Source organism: Streptomyces sp. Root431 (genome assembly GCF_001426585.1).
GTDB lineage: Bacteria > Actinomycetota > Actinomycetes > Streptomycetales > Streptomycetaceae > Streptomyces > Streptomyces stackebrandtii.
In genome coordinates this window covers 402,215-429,040 of sequence record NZ_LMEI01000001.1, presented here as the reverse complement: position 1 = coordinate 429,040, position 26,826 = coordinate 402,215, and the positions used below count along the sequence as shown (strand labels likewise).

The window sequence follows — 26,826 nt, the reverse complement described above, 5'->3', positions numbered from 1 at the left end:
ATCTTTGCGGAGGCGGACCTCACTTCCCGTACGGGAAGCGGGTCCGCCTTTCGCGTGTTACTAGATAGACATTCCGTACGGAACAACTGGAGGCACAACCATGACCACCTTCGTGGACCGCGTCGAGCTGCATGTCGCCGCGGGTAACGGAGGCCACGGCTGCGCCTCCGTTCACCGGGAGAAGTTCAAGCCGCTCGGCGGACCCGACGGCGGCAACGGCGGCCGCGGCGGAGACGTGACCCTGGTCGTCGACCAGTCGGTCACCACCCTGCTCGAGTACCACCACTCGCCGCACCGCAAGGCCACCAACGGTCAGCCCGGCGCCGGTGACAATCGCTCCGGCAAGGAGGGCCAGGACCTCGTCCTGACCGTGCCCGACGGCACCGTCGTCCTCGACAAGCAGGGCAACGTGCTCGCGGACCTCGTCGGCGAGGGCACCACCTTCGTCGCCGGCCAGGGCGGCCGCGGCGGCCTCGGCAACGCGGCGCTGGCCTCCGCCCGCCGCAAGGCCCCCGGCTTCGCACTCCTCGGCGAGCCCGGCGAGTCGCGGGACATCGTCCTGGAGCTCAAGACCGTCGCCGACGTGGCCCTCGTCGGCTACCCGAGCGCCGGCAAGTCCTCGCTCATCTCCGTCCTGTCGGCCGCCAAGCCGAAGATCGCGGACTACCCCTTCACGACGCTCGTCCCGAACCTGGGCGTGGTCACGGCCGGCTCGACCGTCTACACGATCGCCGACGTGCCGGGCCTGATCCCGGGCGCGAGCCAGGGCCGCGGCCTGGGCCTGGAGTTCCTGCGGCACGTCGAGCGCTGCTCGGTCCTCGTGCACGTCCTGGACACGGCGACGCTGGAGTCCGACCGCGACCCGATCTCCGACCTCGACATCATCGAGGAGGAGCTCCGGCAGTACGGCGGCCTTGAGGACCGGCCCCGCATCGTCGTCCTCAACAAGATCGACATCCCGGACGGCCAGGACCTCGCGGACATGATCCGCCCGGACCTGGAGGCCCGCGGCTACCAGGTGTACGAGGCCTCCGCCGTGGCCCGTACGGGTCTGAAGGAGCTCTCCTTCGCCCTCGCCGGCATCGTCTCGGAAGCGCGCGCGGCCAAGCCGAAGGAGGAGGCGACCCGGATCGTCATCACTCCGAAGGCCGTCGACGACGCGGGCTTCACCGTCATCTACGACGAGGCCGAGGACGTGTACCGGGTGCGCGGCGACAAGCCCGAGCGCTGGGTCCGCCAGACCGACTTCAACAACGACGAGGCCGTGGGCTACCTCGCCGACCGCCTCAACCGCCTCGGCGTCGAGGACCGGCTGATGAAGGCGGGCGCCCGTGCGGGCGACGGCGTCGCGATCGGTGCCGAGGACAACGCGGTCGTCTTCGACTGGGAGCCCTCGATGATGGCGGGCGCCGAGATGCTCGGCCGCCGTGGCGAGGACCACCGTCTGGAGGCCCCGCGTCCGGCGGCGCAGCGCCGCCGCGACCGCGACGCGGCGCGGGACGACGCCCAGCGCGAGTTCGACGAGTTCGACCCCTTCTAAATCGGGTCCGACAGATTCTGGATCGGGTCCGACCCGTTCTGGAAGGGTTTGTCGAGGAGAGGGCCGCCGATGTGTGCGGCGGCCCTCTCCTTTCACCTTCCGGTCTTACGGTCCGTGTGCGCACCGCTACGATGCGCGGATGATTCAGCCCCCCGAGTCACCGGACACGGCACGGGTCAGTGTCGTCGTCATCGCGTACAACGACGCCGAGCACCTCGGCGACGCGATCCGTTCCGCCCTCGCGCAGGGCGAGGGCGTCGGTGAGGTCCTCGTCGTCGACGACGCCTCCGAGGACGCGACGCCCGACGTGCTCGCCGGCTTCGCGGACGAGCCGCGCGTACGGCCGCTGCGCCGCGAGGTCAACAGCGGCGGCTGCGGCACCCCCCGCAACGACGGCATCGCCGCAGCCGTCCACCCGTACGTGCTGTTCCTCGACAGCGACGACGTGCTGATCCCCGGCGCCGTCGACGGGCTCCTCGCCGTCGCGACGGCGGAGCGCGCGGACGTCGTCACCGGCATCTGCGTGCGGCGCGAGCTCCCCGGGGGCCGCGAGACCGTCTGGGCGGCCCCGCTGTACGACGTCTCCCGGGGCGCCACCCTCCCCGGCACCGTCCTCGACGGCATCGAGGACCACCCCGAGCTGGTGCTCGACACCCTCTCCGTCAACAAGCTCTACCGGCGCGCCTTCCTGAACGGACATGCGATCCGCTTCCCCGAAGGGGCCTTCCACTACGAGGACTTCGTCTTCGGCGCCCGCGTCCAGGCCGCCGCCCCGCGGCTCGCCGTCACCGACGTGCCGCTGTACGTCTGGCACGTGCGGCGCCAGGCCGCGAACCTGTCGATCTCGCTGCGCCAGGCCTCCCTGGCGAACTGGGAGCACCGGGTCGCCGCGCACCGCGCCGTCGTCGAGGTCTTCCTCAAGGCCGGGCACCCCGCGCTCGCCACCGCCGCACAGACGAAGTTCCTCGACTACGACCTCCCCATGTACCTCCGCGAGCTGCCCCGGCGGACCGCCGCCTACCGCGCCGACTGGTGGACGGTCACCCGCGACCACCTTGCCGGCTTCGACGCCGCGGCGGTCGCCGCCGCCCCCGCGCCGAACCGCTGGCTGTACGCCGGCCTCATGGCCCTCACCGCCGTACCCGAGGGGCGCGAGCTCACCCGCTTCGCCGAGCTCGCCGCCGGCCGCCCGCGGCTCGCCCCTCCGTACCCCCGCGCCGAGGACGGCGCCCCGGTGCTGGCCGCCGCCCCCGCCGACGTACCGCTGGACGGTCTCGCCGAGCTGACCCCGGCGGAGCTGCCGGTCGCCGTGGACGGCGCCGCCTCCGTCGGTGGGGCCACCCGGCTGACGCTGACCGTGCACGAGCTGTACGGGCGGGTCGGCGCCCGGCACCCCGTGTCCGTCCGGGTCGGCTTCACCGAGCGCACGTCGGCCACCAAGCTCTCCGCCGAGGCCCCGCTGCTCCCCGCCGACGAGGGCTGGACGGCCACCGTGCGGGTCCCCACCACGAAGCTCCTGCGCTCCGGCCGGCTCGCCTCCTGGTCGCTCCTCGCCGAGCTGCGGTACGCGGACGGCTCGACCGGATGCGCCGAGATCAGGGCCCCCGACGGCTTCGCGGGCCGGCGCGGCGTGGTCCTCGGCCGGCTCGGCCGCGTCCTCCTCGTCCAGGTCGTCGCCACGGCGCGCCGCGGCCTGGTCCTCCGGCTCACGGGGGGCGCGGCCGGTGCCCGCCAGGTCGTGTCCGGCCGGATCAGGAGGCTCCTGGCGAGGCGGTGAACACCATCCGATGCGCGGGGGACGAGTTTCGGAACAATTTTCCGCCCGGTCGTGACTTGGCGGTCGCCGGGGGCGTTCATCAATCAACTGTGAGCGCGCCCGTACCACCGCATGCCCGTGTGAGAGGACTTGGATGCCGACTAGCGACGTCCCCGATGTGAGCGTCGTCGTCATCGTCTACAACGATGAGGAACGGCTCCCGCGAGCGGTTCGGTCCGTACTCGACCAGACCCTGAACAATCTCGAAGTGATCATCGCCGACGACTGTTCGACCGATGGCACCGAGCGTGTCGCGCGGGCCCTGGAGGCCTCCGACCCGCGCGTGCGCTACGCGCGCCTGGAGCAGAACAGCGGCGGCTGCAGCGCCCCCCGCAACCGCGGCATCGCCGTCGCGCGCGCCCCGTACGTCATGTTCCTCGACAGCGACGACGAACTGCCCCGGCACGCCTGCAAGAGCATGCTGCTGGTCGCCGAGGAGACCGGCGTCGACTTCGTGACCGGTGAGGTGACCCGGCTCTACGAGGCGACCGACTCCACGGGCCTGTGGTACCCGCACCTCTTCACCGAGCAGCGGGTCGTCGAGGGCATCGCCGAGCGGCCCGAGTACTTCTTCGACCACCTGTCGACGAACAAGCTCTACCGCACCGCCTTCATCCGGGAGAACGGCCTCGCCTTCCCCGAGGGCATCCACTACGAGGACCAGCTGTTCTCCGCGCAGGCGTACACGCTCGCGGAGACCTTCGCCGTCGTCCCGTGGCCGGTCTACACCTGGCGCCTCGCGCCCGAGAGCGTCTCCATCTCGTCGAGCCGCCACAAGATCCAGAACGTCCGCGACCGCATCGGCGTGGCGCGGCTGATCGACGCCTGGCTGGAGGAGCGCGGCGACGACGGGCTCCGCGCGGAGAAGGACCACAAGTTCCTCCGGCACGACTTCCGCCTGTACCTGGGCGACCTGCCGTTCCGCGACGCCGAATGGATCGCGGAGTTCGCCGCCGAGGTCACCCCGTACCTCGACGAGATCGCCGACGAGACCTACGAGCGGCTCTCCCGCGAGGAGCGCGTCTGCGTCCACCTGCTGCGCACCGGCAGGCTGGAGGAGGCCGCCGTGGCCGCCCGCCAGTTCGGCCGGCCGCAGCTCGCGCCCCGCGCCGTCACCGAGGTGGCCGGCGTCCCCTACTGGGGCGCCGTCGCGCCGGCCGACGACGCGAGCCGCCGCGAGCTCGACCTCAGCGAGTGGCACCTGCGCGAACAGGGCCTCGGCAGCGGGCGCCTGCGGCACGAGCTGACCTCCGTGTCGATGCTCGGCCCGGTCATGCGCCTGGAGATCCGTACGTACGACCCGGTCGGCCTGATCACCGAGGACACCGAGGCCTCGGCGAAGCTGGCCGCCCACAAGACGCCGCTGACGGTGCCCCTCACGCTCGTCCCGGACGGCGAGGGGCAGTACGTCTCCAGGGCCGAGCTGGACCTGCGGAAGGTCCCGGTCGGCAAGGTCGGCGTGGCGACCCGCCGCCACCCGGTGATCGCCCTGGAGCAGGACGGCGCCCGGCGTACGGACATCCTGCTGGCCCGGCACGACCAGCCCGACTTCCGCGCCACCCTCCGCTACCACACGTTCGGCATCCACCACCTGCGCGTCCAGGCCGAGCAGAAGGGCGCGGGGCGCCTGGAGGTGACCTGGCAGCGCTCCGGCGTCCTGAAGTCCCTCGAACCGCTCGGCCCCTACGCCCGCAAGACCAAGGCGAAGGTCGGCAAGGTCAAGAAGATCATCGTCGGCAACGAGGGCAAGGCGACGGCCTACGACGCCGTCGCCAAGCTCCCGCGCAAGCGCGGCCTGGCCGTCTTCGAGGCGATCGAGGGCCGCGGCTACGCGGACAACCCCCGCTACGTCTACGAGGAGCTCAAGCGCCGCAACCTCCCGATCGACGTGATCTGGGCGTACTCCGGCAGCCGGGACTCCTTCCCCGACGACGTCACGCTCGTGAAGCGCGGCAGCTTCGCCTACGGCCGCGCGCTGGCCCGGGCCACGTACTGGGTCGACTCGCACAACCTCCCCTACCTCTACCGGAAGCCCAAGGGCACCCGGTACCTCCAGACCTGGCACGGCCAGACCTTCAAGGCGATGGGCTTCGACGTCCCGTCGCTGCGCGGTGCCTCGGAGATCGAGAAGGGCCGGTTCCGCGCCGCCGTGGGCCGCTGGGACGCGCTCGTCTGCCCGAGCGCCGAGTTCGAGCGGACCTTCGTCCCGGCCTTCGAGGTCACGGCCGACCTGATCCGCTCCGGCTACCCGCGCAACGACGTGCTCGTGCGCTGGGCGGAGCCGGAGCAGCGGGTCAGGGCGGCCGCCGTCCGCGAATCCCTGGGCATCCCGGCCGACCGCAAGGTGCTGCTCTACGCCCCCACCTTCCGCGACGCGGCGCGCCGCACCGGACAGTCGATCCGGGTGGACTTCGAGGAGCTGGCCCCGCAGCTCTCCGACGAGTGGATCGTCGTCGTGCGCGCCCACCCGTACGACCGGTTCAAGGTCGACCCGGAGCTCGGCCACTTCCTCCGCGACGGCTCCGCGTTCGCCGACGTCAACGACCTGATGCTGGCCTCGGACGCGGTGCTCACGGACTACTCGTCGCTGATGTTCGACTACGCCAACACGGGCCGCCCGATACTGCTGTACACGGACGACTACGAGGACTACAAGGGCGGCGACCGGGGCACGTACTACGACCTCGAGGACATCGCCCCCGGGCCGATGCTGACGACCACCGAGGAACTCGCCGCCGCCGTGCGGGACCTGGAGGGCGTGCAAAAGGGGCACGCGGAGCGCTACGCGCGCTTCCAGGAGATGTTCTGCTCGTACGAGACCGGCCACGCGAGCAAGCTGGTGGTCGACGCTTTTTTCGAAGGCGGCACCCATGACTGAGGCCTCCCCTGCCCGCAACGTGTTCTTCGTCGGTGTCGACGTCGACTCGATGGGCGGATCCCAGCGGGTGCTGCACACCCTCGCCCAGGGCATGGGCGAGCGGGGCCACCGCGTCGAGCTGATCGGCATCCGGCCGAGCGCCGAGCCCTTCCCGTACAACGCCACGCGCGCGTACCGCCACGCCACGCTCTATCCGCCGGCCGCGGCCCCCAAGCCGCCGGTGCGGACGGTCGGCGACCGGCTCAGCCTGGCGCGGCGCTCCGACGCCCGGCGGGCGCGGGCCGCCCGCGACCACGCGCGGGCGGAGATGCAGCGGAAACTGTCGGCGGTCGACGACGGCTACATCGTCTTCGGTTCGCCGTGGGCCGTGGACTGGGTCATGCCGCTGGAATGGCGTCACCTCAAGGGCATCGGGCAGTACCACGAGTCCTTCGCGCAGGCCCGGCGCAGTGCCAACCTGGGGCTGATCCGGCGTCACTACCCGGCTCTGGAGCAGACCCTCGTCCTCTCCGAGGGGGACGCGGTCGAGTTCGTCAACCAGCGCCTGCCGAACGTACGGGTGATGCCGAACCCGCTGCCGTTCTACCCGGACGAGCGGGCCCCGCTCGACACTCTCAGGATCGGCGCGGTCGGCCGGCTCGACCCGATCAAGCGGTACGACCGGATGATCGAGGCCTTCGCGCGCGCCCGCGCGGGCGAGGGCTCGGGGCGCGGGGGCGCGGGTCGCGAGGGGTGGGAGTTGCACCTCTTCGGCGACGGGCCGCTGGAGAACGAGCTGCGCATGAAGGCCGAGGACCTCGGCGTCGCCGACCAGGTCGTCCTGCGCGGCACGGTCAAGGACATGGCCGCCGCCTACCGCGAGCTGTCCGTCGTCGCGATCAGCAGCGAGCGCGAGGGCCGTCCGATGGCGCTGGCGGAGGCCGCCGCGTGCGGGGTGCCGTGCGTGAGCTTCGACGTCTCGGGCGGTGTCCGGGAGCTCGTCGACGACGGCGTCACGGGCACCCTGGTGCCGCCGGCCGACGTGGCCGGGCTCGCCGCCGCTTTCGGCGAGCTCATGGACGACGCGGAGCTGCGGAGGCGGTACGGCGCGGCGGGGCGGGAGCACGTCGCGCGCCTGTCGCTGCCGGAGGTCCTCGACCGGTGGGACGCCGTGTTCGCCGAGATCGAGCGGTAGGGGAGCGCCGGAAGCGCCGGAGAGCGGCCCCGGCGGACCCCTTGTGCGGGGCCGCCGGGCGGTGTCGGGCCTGTGGCTAAACTGTCGGAATGACCTGGCTCATCACCGGCGGCGCCGGATACATCGGTTCCCATGTCGTCAAAGCAATGACCGAGGCCGGCGAGCGTGTCGTCGTGGTCGACGACCTCAGCACGGGCAACCCGGCGCGCGTCCCCGAGGGCGTCGCGCTCGAGAAGGGCTCGGTCCTGGACCGCGAGTTCCTCGACCGGGTGCTGCGTGAGCACGCGGTCAAGGGCATCGTGCACCTGGCGGCCAAGAAGCAGGTCGGCGAGTCGGTCGAGCAGCCGCTGTTCTACTACCGCGAGAACGTGACGGGTCTGCAGACCATCCTGGAGGCCGCAGCCGGCGCCGGGGTGAAGAGCTTCCTCTTCTCGTCCTCCGCCTCCGTCTACGGCATGCCCGACGTGGACCTCGTCACCGAGGACACCGAGTGCCTGCCGCTCAGCCCGTACGGCGAGACCAAGCTCGTCGGCGAGTGGATGGCGCGCGCGGTCGGCCAGGCCCACGGCATCTCCACCGCCTGCCTGCGGTACTTCAACGTGGCGGGCGCAGCGGCCCCCGAGCTCGCCGACACCGGTGTGTTCAACCTGGTGCCGATGGTCTTCGAGCGGCTCGACTCCGGCGAGTCCCCGCGCATCTTCGGTGACGACTACCCGACCCCGGACGGCACCTGCATCCGCGACTACATCCACGTCGCCGACATCGCCGACGCCCACCTCTCGGCGGCCCGCGCGCTCGCCGCGGCGGGCGAGGCCGGCGAGACGGCCACGCTGACCCTGAACATCGGGCGCGGCGAGGGCGTGTCGGTGCGCGAGATGGTCGACCTGATCAACGAGATCACGGGCCACAGCGTCGAACCCGTGGTCACCCCGCGCCGTCCGGGCGACCCGGCCCGCGTGGTCGCCTCCGCCGAGCGCATCGAGTCGGAGCTCGGCTGGAAGGCCCGTCACGACGTCCGCACCATGATCGGCTCCGCCTGGGAGGGCTGGGTAGCGAACCGGGCGTCCCGCACGGCCGGCTGAGGCCCGAGACGGTGTGAGGGAGTGGGGTGTCCCGGCTTCGGCCCGGGGCGCCCCACTCCGTCGTGTGGGGAGGACGCGCCTCAGGGGCGGTGGATGCGGTCCACGCCGTAGTACGTGGCCGTGCACTGCGCCGCCCAGTCCCGCGCGTAGGTGCGGGCGAACAGCGGCTCGGTCAGCCCGCCGATGAGGAGCGGCCGGTAGGCGACGTCCCGGGCGCCCGCCGCGGCCTCCGCCCGGATCCGCGCGTTCTGCCGGTCCCAGGCGGTCGCGCGGACCACCGTGCTGGTGGTCAGCTCGTACACCGGCCGCACCAGCGCGGCCGTGCTCCCGACGGCGATCGCCCCCACCGCGACCAGCGCCGCGGCGCGGGCGGCGGGCCGGCCGGCCCGCCGGAGCAGGAGCCCCAGGCGGTACCCGCCCCACGTGCCGTACGCGCAGAGGGTGAGCAGCAGTGGGAGCAGGAAGCTGGTCCAGGTGCGCCCGTACGTCCAGCCCACGTCTCCGTAGCCGGTGCGCAGTCCGTAGGTGACGGCCAGGCTGGCGAGGGCGATCAGCGGGAGCGGCAGGAGCACCGCGATCCGGAACAGGCGGCGCGGGGGGAGGCCGGCGGGTTCCCGGGTGTGGGTGTGGCTGTGGGGGTGGGCGTTGGCGTGGGGGAGGGTCAGGGCCAGGCCGAGGCCCAGGAGCGCGCCGATGGCGGCCGCGCCCGCGTACGCCCCCTGGCCCGCGATCGTCTCCCACACGCGCCACCAGTCACGGAACGTTTCTCCCACCAGCTCGGTCGACAGCGGCTCCCGCGGATGCTGGGCGCGCCGCCACCGGGCGCCGGGTGACGTGGTGAGCAGGACGAGGCCCGTGGCGAGTCCGAGGCACAGGGAAGCGCACCAGGTCGGCACGTACCGGTCCTTCGTCCAGCCGAGTCGGGGCAGGCAGAGGAGGGCGGCGGTGCCCGCGAGGATCCCGGCCACCATGGCGAAGGGCTCGCTGAGCATGCCGAGGGCCACCCCCGTCGGAAACGCCGCGACCACCGCCGCCGTCCGGGCCCACCGGTGGCCGGCGCGCGCGGCCCGCACGGCGCAGAGCACCGCCCAGAGGCCGATCACGCTCGGCAGGGTGTGGGAGACGGTCGCCGGAGCCCAGAGCAGGACCTGGTACGAGCGGGTGCCGGCGAAGAACAGCAGCGCCGACACGAGCGCCGCGGCGGCGGCGAGCAGCACGGGCGGAGGCGCGGGCAGGCGCAGGGCGCGCAGGGCCGCGCGGGCGAGGAGGAAGAGCGCGGCGCCGAGCGTGACGACGAGGAAGGCGGGCAGCAGCTTCGGGCCCCGCATGTCGTCGGAGTAGATCACCCCGGTGAGGAAGGCGTTCGTGACGCGCCCGTTCTGGGTGCGGTAGAAGTCCGCGGTGATGCCCAGGACGCCCATGTCGCGGGCCTTCCAGAGGGCGCACCAGTCGTCCGATGTGGGGCGTACGTAGAGCCCGAGGAAGGCTCCGACCGAGAGGAGCGCTCCGGCGCCGGCGGAGACGACCAGCGCGATCCAGGACAGGGCCCGCCGGAGTCCGGTGGTGTCCCGATCCGTGCGGCCGTCCCCGTCTCCGTCCGTGTCTGCGGCGCCGGTCTCCGGTCCGCCGCCCGGCCGCCGCGTATCGCCGTGCTCCGGGGTGGTCGTCCTACTCACCGGTCATCGCTCCAGGTGGTCAAGGTCCGTGGCACGGCATCCCTACGGGTGATAAAAGGGCATGAATGCCCTGTATATGAATATCTGCCCCGCATGCTTTGCTGCATGGACGACATGCCGACCGGGAGAGGTCACCCGGGCGACGCCCGGCGGTCACCGCCGCTCAGTACCGTGGCCGCGCTGCTCGAAGGAGACTCCGGTGGCGGTCCCTCAGGACGTACTCTCGCTCATCCCACTGGAGTGACCGTTCCATGACCAGGCTTTCCGTCGTCGTCCCTTGCTACAACGAAGAGGACGTCATCGAACGGTTCGACGCGCGCATGCGCCAGGTGCTCGACGGTCTCCCGGTCGGCTACGAGATCTGTTACGTGGACGACGGCAGCTCCGACGGAACGCTCGGCAAGCTCCGCGCCATCGCCGCCCGGCACCCGCACCGCACCCAGTACGCCTCCTTCAGCCGCAACTTCGGCAAGGAGGCCGCCATGCTCGCCGGTCTGCGCAAGTCCACCGGGGACGCCGTGGTGATCATGGACGCCGATCTCCAGCACCCGCCGGAGCTCCTCGCGCGCATGCTGGACCTCTTCCACCAAGGCCACGACCAGGTCATGGCGCGGCGGACCCGCGAAGGGGACAAGAAGCTCCGCTCCGCGCTCAGCCGCGTGTACTACCGGGCCGTCAACCGCTGGGTCGACGTGGAACTCACCGACGGCGTCGGGGACTTCCGCCTGCTGTCCCGCCCCGCCGTCGACGCCCTGCTCTCGCTGCCCGAGTACAACCGCTTCTCCAAGGGGCTGTTCTCCTGGATCGGCTTCGACACCGTCACCTTCGACTACCAGAACGCGGCCCGCGAGGGCGGTGAGACGAAGTGGAAGTTCAGCTCCCTGCTCAACTACGGCATGGACGGGCTGATCTCCTTCAACAACCGACCGCTGCGCATCGCGCTCTGGCTGGGCATGATGCTCAGCGGCCTCGCCGTCCTGTACGCGGTCTGGGTGGCCGTCGCGGCGATCACCCAGGGCGTCACCGCCCCCGGATACGTCACCCTGGTCGCGATCATCGTGGGGCTCGGGGGAGTGCAGATGGTGATGCTGGGACTGATCGGCGAGTACATCGGCCGGATCTACTACGAGACGAAACGGCGGCCGCACTTCCTCGTGAAGGAGACCCACCGCTCCTTCGGGCGCGGGGCGGCCGAGCGGGCCGCCGCCGAGCGCATCCGCGTCACGGCCACCGACCGGGAGCGCTGATGACGACGGGCGGGGGGAGCGCGCGGCGCGCGCGGCTGGCCGAGATCTTTCGGTTCGCGCTGGTCGGCGGCGTCAACACCGGCACGTTCTTCGGGTGTTACCTGCTGCTCCACCCCTGGATGCCGTACTTCGCCGCGTACTCCCTCGCCTTCCTCATCAGCATGATCGGCTCCTTCTTCCTCAACACCTACTTCACCTACCGCACCCGTCCGACCTGGAAGAAGTTCGCCCTCTTCCCCCTCACCAACGTCACCAACTACCTCGTGCAGAGCGTCGGCCTGTACGCGCTCGTCACCTGGGCCGGCATGGACGACAGGGTCGCGCCCCTCGTCGCGGCCGTCGTCGCGATCCCCTTCACCTATCTGATCTCCCAGCGGATCCTGGTGCCCCGGAAGCCCAAGGACGGTCCTGACGGTCCCGAGGGGCCCGGTCCAGAGAACGGAATGGACGAGCGTCAGCCCTCCCGGCTCGCGTAGATTGCCTGGCAGCCGCGGCGTGGCACGCGCGGCGCGTGGGACATCCGAGTGAGGACGACGCAGGTGGCGACGCAGGTGACGGGACAGACGGACGTGGCAAGGCAGTACGTGACGGAGGCCCGCAGGATCGTCGTCAAGGTCGGCTCCTCCTCGCTCACCACCGCCTCCGGAGGCCTCGACGCCGACCGCGTCGACGCCCTCGTGGACGTCCTCGCCAAGGTCCGCAGCGGCGGGGAGAAGGAGATCGTCCTCGTCTCCTCCGGTGCCATCGCGGCGGGCCTCGCACCCCTCGGCCTCACCCGCCGGCCCAAGGACCTCGCCCGCCAGCAGGCCGCCGCCAGCGTCGGCCAGGGCCTCCTCGTCGCCCGCTACACCGCCTCCTTCGCCCGCTACGGCGTCCGCGTCGGCCAGGTCCTCCTCACCACGGACGACACCAGCCGCCGCGCCCACTACCGCAACGCCTACCGGACGCTCGACCAGCTCCTCGCCATGGGCGCGCTGCCCGTCGTCAACGAGAACGACACCGTCGCCACGGACGAGATCCGCTTCGGCGACAACGACCGGCTCGCCGCCCTCGTCGCCCACCTCGTCCGGGCGGACCTGCTCGTCCTGCTCTCCGACGTCGACGGGCTGTACGACGGCGACCCGGCCAAGCCCGGCACGTCCCGGATCGCGGAGGTCACGGGCCCCCAGGACATCGCCCACGTCGAGATCGGCGCGGCGGGCAAGGCGGGCGTCGGCACCGGCGGCATGGTCACCAAGGTCGAGGCGGCCCGGATCGCCGCCGCCGCGGGCACCCCCGTGGTCCTCACCTCCGCGAGCCGCGCCGCCGACGCCCTCATGGGCCGGGACACCGGCACGTACTTCCATCCCACCGGCCGCCGCTCCGCCGACCGGCTCCTCTGGCTCGCCCACGCCTCCACCCCGCAGGGCTCCCTGACTCTCGACGCCGGAGCCGTGCGCGCCGTCGTCGAGGGCAAGAAGTCCCTGCTCGCGGCCGGTATCGCGGGCGTCGAGGGCGACTTCGTGGCCGGTGACCCCGTCGAGCTCCGCGACACGGACGGACGGGCCGTCGCCCGCGGCCTCGTCAACTTCGACGCCAAGGAGATCCCGCAGCTGCTCGGCCGCTCCACCCCCGAGCTCGCGCGCGAACTCGGCCCTGAGTACGAGCGCGAGGTCGTCCACCGCGACGACCTGGTCGTCATCCGCTGAAACGGCTGAAAGTACGGCCATCCGGAAGGGACGTTTACCAAAACCGCCCCATCTGCCGCCTCGGGCTGGTCAACTTTGTCTCGGGGGTAAGTAGCAAGGCGGGGTACAGCACCAGACGCATCACACAGGAGGCCGCCGGTGAGACGAGCGCGCCCTGGGGCACCGCCCCGCGGGACTGCCGAACGCGCCCTGACCAGTGTCGAGGCCGGAGCCGACTTCGACGAGGCACGGGACAGGTCCACGGACAGGAAGACCGAGACCACCACGATCGAGACACGGGAATCGCGCGCCGAGGAGCGGCCCGTGTCCAAACTCTGGCACATCACCCTCAGTGTCTCCGGCGCGGAGTCACCGCTGAAGGAGGTGCGGCGCGGGCTCGAACAGCTGGCCCATGACCACCCCTTCCTGCTGACCAGCCGCTACGCCAACGACCACGCCGAGATCCGGTACTGGGAGGAGGCCCGCGACCTCCACGACGCGGCGGCCGTCGCCTTGCGCCTGTGGGGCGAGCACCGGCAGACCGCCAAGCTGCCGCCCTGGGAGATCGTCGGGCTCGAGGTCATCGACCGCGAGACCTACCACCAGCGGATCGCGGAGGGCTACGGCCCGCCACCGGCGGCCCCGGTCGGTGTCCACCCCTACTGAGGGGCGTTGTGGAGCCACCGAGCGGCGTCTCGGAGTCACCGAGGGGTGTCTCGGAGTGGCCGAGGGGCGTCGTGGAGTCGCCAGGGGTGTCTCGGAGTCGCCGAGGGGCGTCTTGGAGTCGTCGAGGTGTGTCTCGGAGTGCGGGATACGTGAGGGATGTCCGCAGGGGTGCCAGTACCCTGCGGGCATGACCTCGCTCACGCCCCTCGACAACCTCTCCCCGGTCACCCGGGCCGCCTACCGGGCCCGTGGCGCCGCCGCCGAAATCGCGCCACTCCCGCGCGCGGCCAAGGACGACGCCCTGCTGGCGATCGCGGACGCCCTCGAAGTCCGCACCGCCGAGATCGTCGAGGCCAACGCCGAGGACATCGCCAAGGCCCGCGAGGCCGGCACCGACGAGGGGATCATCGACCGGCTCACCCTCACCCCGGAGCGCGTCCGGGCCATCGCCGCCGACGTCCGCCACGTCGCCGCGCTGCCCGACCCCGTCGGCGAGGTCGTCCGCGGCTCGACCCTCCCCAACGGCATCGACCTCCGCCAGGTCCGCGTCCCCCTCGGCGTCGTCGGCATCATCTACGAGGCCCGCCCCAACGTCACCGTCGACGCCGCCGCCCTCTGCCTCAAGTCCGGCAACGCCGTCCTCCTCCGCGGCTCGTCCTCCGCGTACGCCTCCAACACCGCCCTGGTGAAGGTCCTGCGCGACGCCGTCGGCGGCGCAGGACTGCCCGCCGACGCCGTCCAGCTCGTCCCCGGCGAGTCCCGCGAATCGGTCCGCGAGCTGATGCGCGCCCGCGGCCTCGTCGACGTCCTCATCCCGCGCGGCGGCGCCTCCCTCATCCGCACCGTCGTCGAGGAGTCCACCGTCCCGGTCATCGAGACCGGCACCGGCAACTGCCACGTCTACGTCGACGCCCACGCCGACCTCGACATGGCCGTCGACATCCTCATCAACTCCAAGGCCCAGCGGCCCAGCGTCTGCAACGCCGCCGAGACCCTCCTCGTCCACCAGGACATCGCCGAGGCCTTCCTGCCCCGGGCCCTCGACGCCCTCGCCGAGGCCGGCGTGACCGTCCACGCCGACGAGCGGGTCCTCGCCCACGCCCCGGCCTCCAAGGCCACCGTCGTACCGGCCACGCCCGAGGACTGGGAGACCGAGTACCTCTCCTACGACATCGCCGCCGCCGTCGTCGACTCCCTCGACAAGGCCGTGGAGCACATCCGCATGTGGTCGTCCGGTCACACCGAGGCGATCGTGACCACCTCGCAGGCCGCGGCGCGCCGTTTCACCCAGCTGGTCGACTCCACCACGGTGGCCGTGAACGCCTCCACCCGCTTCACCGACGGCGGGCAGTTCGGTTTCGGCGCCGAGATCGGCATCTCCACGCAGAAGCTCCACGCCCGGGGCCCCATGGGGCTTCCCGAGCTGACCTCGACCAAGTACATCGTCACCGGCGACGGCCACGTTCGATAACCCCTTCCTTTCGGTACGGGCAGGGAGGGTTCGCACTCTCCCTGCCCAAAACCACCTCCCGGGTCTACTCTGAATCCGTGCCGGACGACGTGGGGGGCACGCCGTTCCCGGACGGCGGAGACCCTGAGGACTCTGTCGACCGCGGAGGCGCCGACGAGGACTACGCCACCGTGGTCTTCGACGAGGCCTTCGTCCGGGCCGCCACGGTCCACGAACCGAGCGCCGTCGAGCGACTCCTCGCCGCCGCCCAGGCCCGCGCCGAGGCCGAATCCGCCCGGGCCCGCGCCGGCGGCCCGTCCGTCGACGACGACTCCTACGGGGACGGCTACGACCCTCCGGGCCTCACCTACGAGCCCGACGACATCGGGGACGACGCCAGCCCCTACGGCCGCCACGGCGGCGCCCTGCGCCCCTACCGGGGCCGCGCCCGCTGGCACCGACCCGTCGCCTGGGTCCTGGCCCTGGTCATGGGCATCGGCATGGTCGCCCTCGCCTTCAGCGCCGTCTACCGCGGCGCCGTCGCCAACCGCCAGGACCAGATCCCCCCGCCGGCCACCACCGGCGTGGACACCCCGAACCCGGCCCCGGCCCCGCCCGCGGCCCATGGCTCCCCGGTGCCGCCGCCCGTGCCCGCGACGGTGCCCGCACCCGTGCCCGCGGCCCATTCGGCGTCCGCCGAGTACGCGCCGCCGCGGGTCTCCGTCGCCCCGCGTACACCCTGACGGCTGCACTCTTCCGAAGTTGTCGTGCACCTCGGCGTTTACCGAAGCCTCCGCCGACCTACCCTGAAGGTATGGCAGGGCGTGGCGACCCGCCTGAGGGGACACCCGAGGGTCTCCCCGGCGGTGGTGAGGACGAATACCGATCCGTCGTCTTCGACGAGGCGTTCGTCCGTGCTGCCCGCCTCCAGGAGTTCTCCGCCCAGGAGCGGATGGGGGAGTACGCCCAGCCCGTCAGGCCCCGGGCCTCCAGGGAGGGCAGAACCGGCTCCCGCCAGGCCATCCTGCTGGTCCTGCTGATCCTCCTCGCCTTCGGCACCGCCATCTATCTGGGCGTCCGCAACCCGTACCTGCCCCCCGCCGACCAGCGGGCGGAACCGCTGCGGACCACGGTGGTCCCGCTCGCCCCGCAGGGCGCCGTCCCGGGCGGATCGCCGGAGCAGCTCTTCTCCCACAGCCCGGTCGCCGAGTACCGCACGGGAGCCGCCGGCATCAATCTGCCCGTCGTCGGACGCACCTCCCACTTCGCCGAGAGCCAGGTCGTCTCGGCCCTCAGCATCGCCAAGGACTACCTCGTCGCCTCCTCGCTGGATCCCGACGTCCTCTCCGGGGCGAGCGTGCGGTCCGTCCGGCTGCTGCTCGATCCGGATCAGCTGGCGCAGTTCGACCGGAGCGTCGAGTCGCCGGCCGACGACGGACGGCACGCCCTCGCCGGCTGGCTCGTCCGCTTCGACCCGCGGCAGGCCGTGCTCGCCGAACCCACCACCCGCGTACAGGGCACGCTCCGCTTCGAGGAGTCCGCTATGGACACGCTGGACGTCACCGCCGACCACACGTACACCTACGCCCTGCGACCGGCGACCGGGGGCGTGGGACCGGTCGCCGCGGCCTCGCTCTTCACCGTGCACCGCGTGGTGCACTTCCGCTTCGACCGCGAGGACCTGCGGATGCACCGGGCCGAGCTGGTGGCCAGCACGGTGGAGGCCGGACCGCAGGCGTGCGGCCCCGGCTCCACCGGCATCCTGAAGCCGCTCCTGGCCGGAGCGCGGGCCCCGGAAGCGGGCGGGCCGGCGGTCACCGACCCGTACGCCACGACCAGGCCCGCGGCCCCGTCCCTGTGCGGAGCGCTGGCGCCGAGCGCTCAGCCCTCGCTCTGACCGTCCCCCGCCTCGCCGCCGGCGGTCCTGCCGTCCGCGGCCCCACCGCCCGGCTTGCCGTCGGCCTCCTTGGTGCCCGGACCGCCGGCGAAGCGGTTGCGCAGTCGCCCGCCCAGGTCGCCCGCGAGGTCACCGGCGCCACCGGCTATGTCGCCGACCAGCTTCATCAGCGGATCCTTGCTGGTCCGCACGGTCTCGGCGTAGTGCCCGGCCGACTCACGGAAGGCGTCCGTGACCGAGGTGTCCTTGTCCTCGGAGCGCCGGGGGTAGTGCCCGTCCATGATCCGCTGGTGTTCGCGGCTCTCCGACCACTTCTTCAGCTCGGCGGCGCGGACCGTGGTGAAGGGGTGCGAGCGGGGCAGCACGTTGAGGATCTTCAGGACCGAGTCCCGCAGGTCGCCGGCCTTCTCGTACTCGTCGGCCTGCGCGAGGAACGCGTCCACGTTCATCTCGTGGAGGTGGTTGCCGCCGGCGATCTTCATCAGACCGCGCATCGAGGCCTGCACGTCCTGCCCGACGAGGAGCCCCGCCCGGTCGGCCGAGAGCTCCGACTTGCGGAACCACTCGCGCAGCGCCGTCACGATGGCCGTGATCGCCACGGTCCCCAGCGGCACCCAGGCGATCTTCAGCGCGAGGCTCGTGAGGAACAGGAGGATCGTGCGGTACACGGCGTGGCCGGAGAGCGCGTGCCCCACCTCGTGGCCGATGACCGCCCGCATCTCCTCCTCGTCGAGCAGCTCCACCAGGCCCGTGGTGACCACGATGATCGGCTCGTCCATGCCGATGCACATCGCGTTGGGCTTGGGGTCCTGCGTGACGTACATCGACGGGACCTTCTCCAGGTCCAGGATGTAACAGGCGTCCCTCAGCATGTCGTTGAGCTGACTGAACTGCGCGTCGCTCACCCGGACGGAGTCGGAGAGGAAGAGCAGTCTCAGGCTGCGCTCGGGGAGGAGTCCGCTGAGCGCCTTGAAGGCCGTGTCGAAGCCGCTGAGCTTGCGCAGCGCGACCAGCGCCGAGCGGTCGGCCGGATGTTCATAGGCCCGCGAGGAGATGCCGGGGAACCGCTTTCGCTGCCTGCTCGGCACGTTCCCCTGGTGGTTCTCGGTCATGGATGCCCCCTGTTCGTACGAGTCGGTGCTCGTCCCCCTGACGGAACCCAGACTAGGCGTTGGCGCTACCGTGTGCCGGAGCCTGTGGATAACTCGGGCACCGCGTACCAGCGAGGAGCACGACCGACATGCCGGACACCATCGACGCCGCCGCGGCCCTGCTCGCGGAGGCCGCACCGGAAGGCCTGGGGGACACCCTCCGGATCGTGCTGCTCGCCTCGCTCGTGGGCGGCGTGCTGCTCGCCTGGTTCCTGCTGCGCGGCTACCGCACCGAGGACACCGACGCCGACAGCAACACCGTCGACGACGCCAACGCCTGAGTCGGCGTGAGAGTGTCAGGAGGGCCCGCATACGATGTGCTCGAAGTCTCCGCTCCCCTTCCCGATCGATAGGTCCTGCTGACGATGAGCCTCCACAGCACCGCCGCCAACCTGGTCTCGCTCGCCGAGGGTGCCGCCGAGCACGGTGGCAACCACGACAGCCTCAACCCGTACCTCACCGGTTTCGGCGCGTTCGGTGCGCTGCTCCTGCTGCTGTGGATCACCACGCGCTTCAACCGCGACCGCTGATCCGCCGACCGCCGATCCGGCGTCCGCCGCGGTGCCAGTAGGCTCTGCACGCATGGGAGAGCAGGAAGTGTCTACCGGCGGCCGCGGCAAACGCCGACTCGGCGTGATGGGCGGAACGTTCGACCCGATCCACCACGGTCACCTGGTGGCCGCCAGTGAGGTGGCCGCCCTGTTCCACCTCGACGAGGTGGTGTTCGTGCCGACCGGGCAGCCGTGGCAGAAGGGTCACAAGGCCGTGTCGGCGGCGGAGGACCGCTATCTGATGACGGTCATCGCCACCGCGTCCAACCCGCAGTTCTCGGTCAGCCGGATCGACATCGACCGACCCGGCGCGACCTACACCATCGACACGCTGAGGGACCTGCGTTCTCTCAACAGCGACGCGGACCTCTTCTTCATCACCGGGGCCGACGCGCTGTCGCAGATCCTCACTTGGCGCGACGCCGAGGAGCTCTTCTCGCTCGCGCACTTCATCGGCGTCACCCGGCCGGGCCACGACCTCACCGACGACGGACTGCCCAAGGGCGGCGTCTCGCTGGTCGAGGTTCCCGCGCTCGCCATCTCGTCCACCGACTGCCGCGCGCGGGTCGCGCAGGGCGATCCCGTCTGGTATCTCGTCCCGGACGGTGTGGTGCGCTACATCGACAAGCGCCAGTTGTACCGCGGCGAGTGAGCTTCGGGGAGGGCCACCGGTGAACGACCAGCAGAATCCGTACGACCCGTACTATCCGCAGCCGCAGATCATCGGCTACGACGCGTACGGGCAGCCGGTGTACCAGCAGCCGCAGTCACAGCAGCAGCCCGGTCAGCAGCATGACGACCCGTACGGCGGTCAGCAGCAGTCGCAGCCGCAGCAGGCGTACGGCTACGACCCCTACGCCCAGCAGCAGCCCGCCCAGCCGGTCCAGCAGCCGCAGTACGACCCGTACGGGCAGCAGGGCTACGCCTACCCCTCGTACGACACGGGCACCGGCCGGCAGCAGTGGGCCGCACAGGCCGAGCCCGCCCCCGTACAGGCCACGCAGGCGATGCCGACCACGCAGGCCATGCCGACCGCGCAGGCGGTGCAGCCCCCGCAGACGGCTCCGGCCGGTGTCCCCGGGCAGCGCCCGGCCTCCGAGCGGACCGCGCCGGCCCGGCAGGACGAGGACGACCGGGAGTACCGCACCGAGCAGTTCTCGTTCATCGAGGAGCCCGACGAGGACTCCGAGGACGTCATCGACTGGCTGAAGTTCACCGAGAGCCGCTCGGAGCGGCGCGAGGAGGCCAGGCGGCGCGGCCGCAACCGGGTCGTCGCGCTCGTGGTCGTCCTCGTGCTCGCCGCCGCGGGCGGTGTCGGCTACCTCTGGTCCGCGGGGATGCTCCCCGGCACCTCCGCACCGGAGCAGAAGCAGGGCACGGCGACCGGCCCGCAGAAGCGCGACACGATCGTCGTCCACCTCCACGACACGAGGGGCGGCGGGACCTCCACCGCCCTGCTCGTGGACAACACCACCACCAAGCAGGGCACCACCATCCTGCTCCCCAACTCGCTCGCCGTCGCCGACGGCGAAGGTTCCGCGACGACCCTCGGCAAGTCGGTCGAGGACGACGGCTCGGGCGGCACCCGCGAGGCGATCGGCAACCTCCTCGGCGCGAAGATCACCGGCACCTGGCGGCTGGACACCCCGTTCCTGGAGAACCTCGTCGAGCTGGTCAGCAGCATCGAGGTCGACACCGACACGGCCGTGCCCGACAGGAAGAAGGGTGCGCCGCCGCTCGTCGAGAAGGGCGAGAAGCAGACCCTGAACGGCCGCGCGGCCGTCGCCTACGCGACCTACCGCGCGCCCGGCGAGGCCGAGACCAAGCAGCTCCAGCGCTTCGGACAGGTCATGAACGGGGTGCTGCGGAAGATCTCCGACGACCCCAAGGCCGCCACGGTCACCGTCGAGTCCCTGGTCCAGATCCTCGACCCGTCGCTCCCCGAGAAGGACCTCGGCGCCTCCCTCGCCAAGCTCGCCGAGCACGCCAAGATCGGCGCCTACAAGACCGCCCTGCTGCCGGTCGAGCAGGACGGCACGCTGACCGAGGGCGCCAGCGACAGCGTGGTGAAGGACATCCTCGGCGGCAAGGTCTCCGCCCCCGAGGCGGGCGACGTGCCGCGGGTCTCCGTGCGGGACGCCTCCGGCGAGGACGCCACCGAGTCGGCCCGGGTCGTCCTGATCAACGGCGGCTACGCCTTCATCGGCGGTGCCGACGCGGACACCCAGGAGAAGTCGCAGGTCATCTACGGTGACGACGCGCAGAAGGTGACGGCCGCCGAGGTGGCCAAGACCCTCGGCCTCCCGGCCGGCTCGGTCCAGAAGGGCAAGCCCTCGGGAACGGCCGCCGTGACCGTGGTCCTGGGCCGGGACTACAAGGTCCCGGGGGCCCGCTAGAGGCCCCCCGGTAAACGTTGGCGGCGTCGTCGGCGGTCCGTGAGACCCTGGAGGGGTACTGGACCGCCGACGAAAGCCTGCTTGTGACCGCTACGGATCGCTCCATCGAGCTCGTCAACGCCGCCGCTCTGGCGGCCGCCGACCGGCTCGCTCACGACATCATCGCGTACGACGTCAGCGATGTGCTGTCGATCACCGACGCCTTCCTGCTCGCCTCCGCGCCCAACGACCGCCAGGTCAAGTCGATCGTCGACGAGATCGAGGAGCGGCTGAACAAGGACCTCGGCGCCAAGCCGGTGCGCCGCGAGGGCGACCGCGACGCCCGCTGGATCCTCCTGGACTACGTCGACATCGTCGTCCACGTCCAGCACAGCGAGGAGCGTGTCTTCTACGCCCTCGAGCGCCTGTGGAAGGACTGCCCCGAGCTCCCGCTGCCCGAGGAAGCCCTGAAGACCCGCGGCAAGGCGGCCGAGCACGCCGCCCTGACCGGTGCCGACATCGACGCCGGGTCGGGCCTGCCCGAGGGACCGGACGGTGAGCTGAGCTGAGCACCACCAAGGGCGGCAGCGGCCGCCGCATCGTCCTCTGGCGTCACGGCCAGACCTCCTGGAACCTGGAGCGCAGGTTCCAGGGGTCCACGGACATCGAGCTGACGGAGGCCGGTGTCGCCCAGGCGCGCCGTGCCGCCCGGCTGCTCGCCGCGCTGAAGCCGGACGCCATCGTGGCCTCCGACCTGAAGCGGGCATCGGCCACCGCCGCCGAGCTCGCCGCGCTCACCGGCCACACCGTCGACCACGACTCCGCGCTGCGCGAGACGTACGCGGGGGAGTGGCAGGGGCTGACCCACGACGAGATCGTCGGGCGGTACGGCGAGCAGTACGCCGCGTGGAAGCGCGGCGAGCCCGTGCGCCGGGGCGGCGGCGAACTGGAGACCGAGGTGGCCGACCGGGCCGCTCCGGTGGTCCTGGAGCACGCCGAGAAGCTCCCCGAGGACGGCACGCTCGTCGTCGTGAGCCACGGCGGCACGATCCGCACCACCATCGGCCGGCTCCTGGGCCTGGAGGCCCAACACTGGGAGAGCCTGGGTGGGCTCTCCAACTGCTGCTGGTCCGTCCTCGGCGAGGGCGCCCGTGGCTGGCGCCTGATGGAGCACAACGCCGGCACGCTGCCCGAGCCGGTCCTCGGCGACGACGACTGAGGCACGTGAGCGGCCTGCCGGACCCGGATTTCACTTTCCGGCAGGTCACAGGCTAAAGTTCTTCTTGTTCGCAGCGCAGAGCGCGAAGAACACGAGGGGCTATAGCTCAGTTGGTAGAGCGCCTGCATGGCATGCAGGAGGTCAGGAGTTCAATTCTCCTTAGCTCCACAGTCACCGAATCCCGTCCCCAACAGGGGGCGGGATTCGTCGTTTCAGCCCAGTCCGCGGATCGCGCGGCGGCTCTCCTCGTCGTTGGGCGTGTAGGTCACGATCCGGCACTCCGGCATCCCGTTGACGGAGAGGGAGACCGAGGTCATCCGGATCTCGCCGACCGCCTCGTGACGGAAGGTCTTCACCCGGGTCCCGGGCGGGACGACGTCGCCGCTCCGCCAGAGCCGCGCGAAGAGAGGGCTGGCCTCCGCCAGCCGCCGTACGAACGCCTCCCAGGACGGCTCGCCCACATGGCGCCCGTACGCGCCCCGCAGCTGGGCCACCATGAGGGGCAGCTCCTGCTCGCGGTCGACCAGGGGGCACATCGGCTCCGGCGCGGTGAAGAGCGCCCACAGCACGTTGCGTAAGCCGAACGGGCCGGTGTCCATGCTGTTCCCGTCCCACAGGAAGAGCCGCTCGTACGTGGTGTTCGTCGCCAGCACGTCGTACCGCGCGTTGTAGAGCACCGCCGGGTGCGGGACCAGGGCGTCGAGGATCCCCTGGATCTCGGGGCTGACGGTCTCGACGTCAGAGGCGGCGCGCTCGGGGGCGTACGGCACCTCGGCGAGGTGGTAGAGGTGCTCGCGCTCGGGCCGGTCGAGGCGGAGCGTGCGGGCGACGGCGTCGAGCACCTGCGCGGAGGCGTTGATCGGACGACCCTGCTCCAGCCACGTGTACCAGGTCACCCCGACGCCGGAGAGCTGGGCGACCTCCTCGCGGCGCAGCCCCGGGGTGCGGCGGCGGAACCCCGGCGGCATGCCCACGTCCTCCGGTGTCACCCGGGCCCTGCGGCTGCGCAGGAACGCGGCCAGCTCGGGCCGTCGGCGCGGCTGGATCGGTACAGCTGCCAAAATCGTCACACCCCCATGGTCGAGTCCCCGTGCCGCCGTTGCCAGGTGGTGTCAGTACCAGCATCAGCGGGCTCTCGTTACCCGTATCGGACCGAGGCCACTCTCGTCGTATGCCCTCGACCACAACACGTCCCGTACTCAGTAAAGACCCCGGCACCGACAATCGCCCCGGACCGCTGCTCGCCGTGGTGCTGGTCGCCCAGTTCATGGCGCTCCTCGACGTCTTCATCGTCAACGTCGCCGCCCCCACCATCCGCGCCGAACTCTCCGCGTCCGGAGCCGGACTTCAGCTCGTCGTCGCCGGATACACCATCACCTACGCGGTGCTGCTCATCACCGGGGCCCGGCTCGGCGACCTGCTCGGCCACCGGCGGATGTACCTCGGCGGCCTCGCCCTCTTCACCGTGGCCTCCCTGGCCTGCGGACTCGCCGCCGGAACCGGCCAGTTGATCGCCTTCCGGCTGGTCCAGGGCGCAGGCTCCGCCCTCATGCTCCCGCAGGTGCTCAGCCTCATCCAGCGGAACTTCACCGGAGAGGCGCGGGTCCGGGCGCTCGGCGCGTACTCCGCGGTCCTGGCCACCGGCGCCGCGGCCGGTCAGGTCGTCGGCGGCATCCTCGTCAGCGCCGACCTGTTCGGCACGGGCTGGCGGCCGGTCTTCCTCGTCAACGTCCCGATCGGGCTCACCCTGCTCGTCCTCGGCGCCCGGATCCTGCCCCGCGACGCCCGCACAGGGCCCGAGCGGACCCGCGGCCTCGACCTGCCGGGGCTGCTGCTCCTCGCGGCCGCCGTTTCCCTGCTGACCGTCCCCCTGGTCCTCGGGGAGGAGCAGGACTGGCCGCTGTGGTCGTGGGTCTCGCTCGGCGGCTCCCTGGTGCTCCTCGCCGTGTTCGGCGCGTACGAGTCGCGGCTGGCCCGGCGCGGCGGCGCGCCCCTCATCGCCCCGCGCGTCCTGCGCGTTCCCGGCATGGGGCGGGCCGTCTTCCGGATCGCCGTGGCGATGGGCGTCAACGCCGGGTTCCTGTTCACCCTCACGCTGCACTTGCAGGGCGGGCTCGGCCACAGCGCCCTGCGCGCCGGACTCACCTTCGGTCCCGCCGCCGTCGCGTTCGGCGCCGTCGGGCTGACGTGGCGGCGCTGGCCGGCACGGACGCAACGCGCGCTGATCCCGGGCGGATTCCTGCTCGGGGCCGCCTCCCTGCTCGTCCTCGGCCTGTCCCTAGGGGACGGCGGATCGGGCGGCTGGGCGCTCTACCCGGCCCTGTGCGGTGTGGGCACGGGCATCGCGCTGGCCTTCAGCCCCGCCCTGACCGGCGCGCTGGCCACCGTACGGCCCGAGGACGCGGCCGATGCCAGTGGACTGCTCGCGACCGTCACCCAGCTCGGCCAGCTCGTCGGAGTCGCGGCCTTCGGCACCCTCTTCCTGGGCGGGGTGACGGCTCCCGGAGCGCAGGCGTCCGCCGACGCGCTGTGGGCGACCGCCCTGGCCCTGGCCGCCGCGGCGCTCGTGGGCGCCGTGGCCGGGCTGCCCCGCCGAGCGCGCTGACCCCCTTGCGGGGCCATGGCAGAATCGGACGGCCGGAGGGGGACGAGGATCCGGACGGGAGGGTGACCCAAGTGCTCGGCGACAACGGCAGGGTGTCCTATGGGTGCACGGCCTGCGGCCACAGCTGGAGCTGACTGATGGGTGCACACAGGCGGAAATGCGACTGGTGCGGCAGCGGTACGCCCATCGTGCGCGACATGGACCCCGTCAACCCCGAGTTCCAGTACTGGTGCGAGGAGTGCGCGCGGGCGCTGATCATAAAAGGCGACCCCATCGAGACGTACCGCGAGCTGGAGGGGGAGCCGATCTACGGCCGGCTCCTCGACGAGCACTGCACCCTCAAGCGGTTCTACTCCTTCGCCAGAGCCTGAAGCCCCGACTCCTTGCGCCGCTCCGCCAGCACGTACGCCACGAGGAGCGCCGTCGCCGTGAGCGGGTAGACGGCGGAGAGCAGCATCTGTCCCGCGTTCTGGTTCAGTTCGGGACGGCCCGGGTCGTGCGGAACCCACCACAGCGCGAACGACGCGAAGGCCAGGGCCACCGCACCGGTCACCAGCCACGCGCGCGTGGCGCGGTCCGCGAGCAGGATCAGCAGGGGTACGCACCAGACCCAGTGGTGGGACCACGAGATCGGGCTGATCATCAGCGCCGTGAACGCGCAGATGACGACGGCCACAGGCTTGTCGCCGCGGAGAGCGGCCCGTACCGCGAGTACCATCGCAGCCCCGCCCATGACGGCTGCCGTCAGCACCCACCAGATGCCCGGCGAGTCCGTGTGCATCAGCCGGGCCAGGACACCGCTGATGGACTGGTTGGCGGTCTCCTCGGCGAAGCCGACCCGGCCGGTCGCGAAGAGCGTCTCCGTCCAGAACTTCTTCGAGTCCGCCGGCAGGGCCAGCGCCACGGCCAGCGTCGTCGCCAGGAACACCCCGGTCGCCGTCACTCCCGTGCGCAGCCACTGGTTCCAGACCCGGTCCCGGCGCCACAGCAGCAGACCGGCGGCGAACAGAAGGACCACGAAGAGGCCCGGTGTGAGCTTCACCGCTGTCGCGAGACCGATGCCGAGACCGGCCCAGCGGCTGCCCTCGCGGCGGGTGAGGTCCCAGAGGACCGCCACCGCTATGAGCAGGTTGATCTGCCCGTACCGCAGCGTCGTCCACACCGGCTCGCACCAGACCACGGCCGCGGCGACCCACAGTGTCGTACGCCACAGGTCCGTCCGGGACAGCGCCGGACGGACCAGTTGGAGCGACAGCTGGACCAGGGCGATCACCAGGAGCAGGTTCCCCGCGGTCGCGAGCGTCCGCATCACGGGGACGCTCACCAGGGTCAGCGGGACGAACAGCAGGGCCGCGAAGGGCGGATAGGTCATGGCGAGGTTCGCCGAGGTGGCGCGCATCGCGTAGAGGTCCCCGCCGGCCCGCACCGTCTCGCCCTCGGCCCGGTAGACCATCACGTCGAGCATGTTCACGTGGGCGAGGCGTTGCGCCACCCAGAAGGACGCGAACGAGAGCAGGCAGACCGCCGCGGCGGTGGCCAGGGGCCACGGCCGGGCGCGGGTTTTGGAGAGCACGGAGACGGACACAGTCGGCGACCCTACCGGGCAGGTCGGAGGGGGTCGGAGAATCGATTTGGAGTTCTGCCGGGGAGCCGGTTAATGTTCTGTCTGTCGCCGCGAGGGAAACCGAAACGGAGACGGAAAACAGCAAGGGGCTATAGCTCAGTTGGTAGAGCGCCTGCATGGCATGCAGGAGGTCAGGAGTTCAATTCTCCTTAGCTCCACAGAAAAGAAGCGGGTCACCCAGATCGGGTGGCCCGCTTCTTCGTGTGTC

At 71.6% G+C, this 26,826-nt stretch carries 24 protein-coding genes and 2 tRNA genes; 22 read left to right on the top strand and 4 right to left on the bottom strand.

The genetic code is table 11. From position 1 onward, the window contains the following. Positions 1 to 100: 100 nt before the first annotated feature. The 5 genes from obgE to galE all read left to right on the top strand — a co-directional run bounded on the left by obgE (position 101) and on the right by galE (position 8,490). Positions 101 to 1,540: a GTPase ObgE gene (gene obgE, locus ASC82_RS01955; protein WP_056640494.1), complete on the top strand. Its 1,440-nt coding sequence runs from the start codon at positions 101 to 103 to the stop codon at positions 1,538 to 1,540. A gap of 139 nt (positions 1,541 to 1,679) precedes the next feature. Then, positions 1,680 to 3,317: a glycosyltransferase family 2 protein gene (locus ASC82_RS01950; protein WP_056640492.1), complete on the top strand. Its 1,638-nt coding sequence runs from the start codon at positions 1,680 to 1,682 to the stop codon at positions 3,315 to 3,317. A 133-nt stretch (positions 3,318 to 3,450) separates the two neighbouring features. Further along, positions 3,451 to 6,234: a CDP-glycerol glycerophosphotransferase family protein gene (locus ASC82_RS01945; RefSeq protein WP_056640489.1), complete on the top strand. Its 2,784-nt coding sequence runs from the start codon at positions 3,451 to 3,453 to the stop codon at positions 6,232 to 6,234. Beyond that, a complete protein-coding gene (locus ASC82_RS01940) occupies positions 6,227 to 7,408 on the top strand; it encodes a glycosyltransferase (RefSeq protein WP_056640486.1) in 1,182 nt (393 codons plus the stop codon). Before ASC82_RS01945 ends, ASC82_RS01940 begins: the two co-directional genes overlap by 8 nt. Before the next feature lie 89 nt (positions 7,409 to 7,497). Beyond that, positions 7,498 to 8,490 carry a UDP-glucose 4-epimerase GalE gene (gene galE / locus ASC82_RS01935; protein ID WP_056640484.1) on the top strand — a complete coding sequence of 331 codons (993 nt, stop codon included), beginning with the start codon at positions 7,498 to 7,500 and terminating at the stop codon, positions 8,488 to 8,490. Positions 8,491 to 8,570: 80 nt separating this feature from the next. On the opposite strand, the gene ASC82_RS01930 is transcribed toward galE, so the two are convergent. Beyond that, positions 8,571 to 10,166 carry a DUF6056 family protein gene (locus ASC82_RS01930; protein ID WP_056640481.1) on the bottom strand — a complete coding sequence of 532 codons (1,596 nt, stop codon included), beginning with the start codon at positions 10,164 to 10,166 and terminating at the stop codon, positions 8,571 to 8,573. A 251-nt stretch (positions 10,167 to 10,417) separates the two neighbouring features. Here ASC82_RS01930 and ASC82_RS01925 point away from each other — a divergent pair, with 251 nt between their 5' ends. The 7 genes from ASC82_RS01925 (at position 10,418) to ASC82_RS01895 (ending at position 17,093) form a co-directional block, all read left to right on the top strand. Beyond that, positions 10,418 to 11,413, top strand: a complete 996-nt coding sequence (locus tag ASC82_RS01925; protein WP_056640478.1) for a glycosyltransferase family 2 protein — start codon at positions 10,418 to 10,420, stop codon at positions 11,411 to 11,413. Then, positions 11,413 to 11,889, top strand: a complete 477-nt coding sequence (locus ASC82_RS01920) for a GtrA family protein (protein WP_056640476.1) — start codon at positions 11,413 to 11,415, stop codon at positions 11,887 to 11,889. Before ASC82_RS01925 ends, ASC82_RS01920 begins: the two co-directional genes overlap by 1 nt. A 108-nt stretch (positions 11,890 to 11,997) precedes the next feature. Beyond that, the gene (gene proB / locus ASC82_RS01915; protein ID WP_056641433.1) at positions 11,998 to 13,101 is read left to right on the top strand and encodes a glutamate 5-kinase; all 1,104 of its coding nucleotides are present in this window, start codon (positions 11,998 to 12,000) and stop codon (positions 13,099 to 13,101) included. Positions 13,102 to 13,239: 138 nt separating this feature from the next. Beyond that, positions 13,240 to 13,746, top strand: a complete 507-nt coding sequence (locus ASC82_RS01910) for a hypothetical protein (protein ID WP_056640473.1) — start codon at positions 13,240 to 13,242, stop codon at positions 13,744 to 13,746. A gap of 187 nt (positions 13,747 to 13,933) precedes the next feature. Continuing rightward, entirely contained in the window at positions 13,934 to 15,217 is a 1,284-nt protein-coding gene (locus tag ASC82_RS01905) for a glutamate-5-semialdehyde dehydrogenase (RefSeq protein WP_024756712.1), read from the top strand. Between the two features lie 77 nt (positions 15,218 to 15,294). Continuing rightward, on the top strand, positions 15,295 to 15,939 hold the full coding sequence (locus ASC82_RS01900; protein ID WP_056640469.1) for a hypothetical protein: 645 nt from the start codon (positions 15,295 to 15,297) through the stop codon (positions 15,937 to 15,939). A 71-nt stretch (positions 15,940 to 16,010) separates the two neighbouring features. Further along, positions 16,011 to 17,093 (top strand): hypothetical protein, encoded by a 1,083-nt coding sequence (locus tag ASC82_RS01895; protein WP_056640466.1) that lies wholly within the window; start codon positions 16,011 to 16,013, stop codon positions 17,091 to 17,093. Here the strand turns inward: ASC82_RS01895 and ASC82_RS01890 are convergent. Continuing rightward, the gene (locus ASC82_RS01890) at positions 17,078 to 18,205 is read right to left on the bottom strand and encodes a M48 family metallopeptidase (RefSeq protein WP_056640463.1); all 1,128 of its coding nucleotides are present in this window, start codon (positions 18,203 to 18,205) and stop codon (positions 17,078 to 17,080) included. The genes ASC82_RS01895 and ASC82_RS01890 overlap by 16 nt on opposite strands. A gap of 128 nt (positions 18,206 to 18,333) precedes the next feature. Between ASC82_RS01890 and ASC82_RS01885 the strand changes: the two genes are divergently transcribed. From ASC82_RS01885 to ASC82_RS01860, 7 genes are all read left to right on the top strand, one after another. Then, on the top strand, positions 18,334 to 18,525 hold the full coding sequence (locus ASC82_RS01885) for a hypothetical protein (RefSeq protein ID WP_056640460.1): 192 nt from the start codon (positions 18,334 to 18,336) through the stop codon (positions 18,523 to 18,525). Positions 18,526 to 18,609: 84 nt separating this feature from the next. Next, complete coding sequence (locus ASC82_RS30515) at positions 18,610 to 18,774, top strand: hypothetical protein (RefSeq protein ID WP_024756716.1); 165 nt, start codon at positions 18,610 to 18,612, stop codon at positions 18,772 to 18,774. A gap of 52 nt (positions 18,775 to 18,826) precedes the next feature. Further along, positions 18,827 to 19,447: a nicotinate-nucleotide adenylyltransferase gene (gene nadD / locus ASC82_RS01880; RefSeq protein ID WP_056640457.1), complete on the top strand. Its 621-nt coding sequence runs from the start codon at positions 18,827 to 18,829 to the stop codon at positions 19,445 to 19,447. A gap of 19 nt (positions 19,448 to 19,466) precedes the next feature. After that, positions 19,467 to 21,191 (top strand): LCP family protein, encoded by a 1,725-nt coding sequence (locus tag ASC82_RS01875; RefSeq protein ID WP_056640453.1) that lies wholly within the window; start codon positions 19,467 to 19,469, stop codon positions 21,189 to 21,191. Between the two features lie 83 nt (positions 21,192 to 21,274). Then, on the top strand, positions 21,275 to 21,739 hold the full coding sequence (gene rsfS, locus ASC82_RS01870) for a ribosome silencing factor (protein ID WP_024756719.1): 465 nt from the start codon (positions 21,275 to 21,277) through the stop codon (positions 21,737 to 21,739). Further along, on the top strand, positions 21,736 to 22,389 hold the full coding sequence (locus ASC82_RS01865; protein WP_056640450.1) for a histidine phosphatase family protein: 654 nt from the start codon (positions 21,736 to 21,738) through the stop codon (positions 22,387 to 22,389). Before rsfS ends, ASC82_RS01865 begins: the two co-directional genes overlap by 4 nt. A gap of 95 nt (positions 22,390 to 22,484) precedes the next feature. Beyond that, positions 22,485 to 22,557: transfer RNA gene (locus tag ASC82_RS01860), tRNA-Ala, on the top strand. Positions 22,558 to 22,601: 44 nt separating this feature from the next. Here the strand turns inward: ASC82_RS01860 and ASC82_RS01855 are convergent. Beyond that, the gene (locus ASC82_RS01855; RefSeq protein ID WP_079038976.1) at positions 22,602 to 23,459 is read right to left on the bottom strand and encodes a helix-turn-helix transcriptional regulator; all 858 of its coding nucleotides are present in this window, start codon (positions 23,457 to 23,459) and stop codon (positions 22,602 to 22,604) included. Positions 23,460 to 23,638: 179 nt separating this feature from the next. On the opposite strand from ASC82_RS01855, the gene ASC82_RS01850 reads away from it, so the two are divergent. Both ASC82_RS01850 and ASC82_RS01845 read left to right on the top strand, forming a co-directional pair. Beyond that, entirely contained in the window at positions 23,639 to 24,994 is a 1,356-nt protein-coding gene (locus tag ASC82_RS01850) for an MFS transporter (protein ID WP_242427538.1), read from the top strand. 137 nt (positions 24,995 to 25,131) lie between these two features. Beyond that, complete coding sequence (locus ASC82_RS01845; protein ID WP_024756723.1) at positions 25,132 to 25,365, top strand: hypothetical protein; 234 nt, start codon at positions 25,132 to 25,134, stop codon at positions 25,363 to 25,365. On the opposite strand, the gene ASC82_RS01840 is transcribed toward ASC82_RS01845, so the two are convergent. Further along, positions 25,344 to 26,579, bottom strand: a complete 1,236-nt coding sequence (locus ASC82_RS01840) for a glycosyltransferase 87 family protein (protein WP_056640444.1) — start codon at positions 26,577 to 26,579, stop codon at positions 25,344 to 25,346. The genes ASC82_RS01845 and ASC82_RS01840 overlap by 22 nt on opposite strands. Positions 26,580 to 26,703: 124 nt before the next feature. Between ASC82_RS01840 and ASC82_RS01835 the strand changes: the two genes are divergently transcribed. Further along, positions 26,704 to 26,776: transfer RNA gene (locus tag ASC82_RS01835), tRNA-Ala, on the top strand. Positions 26,777 to 26,826 lie beyond the last annotated feature (50 nt).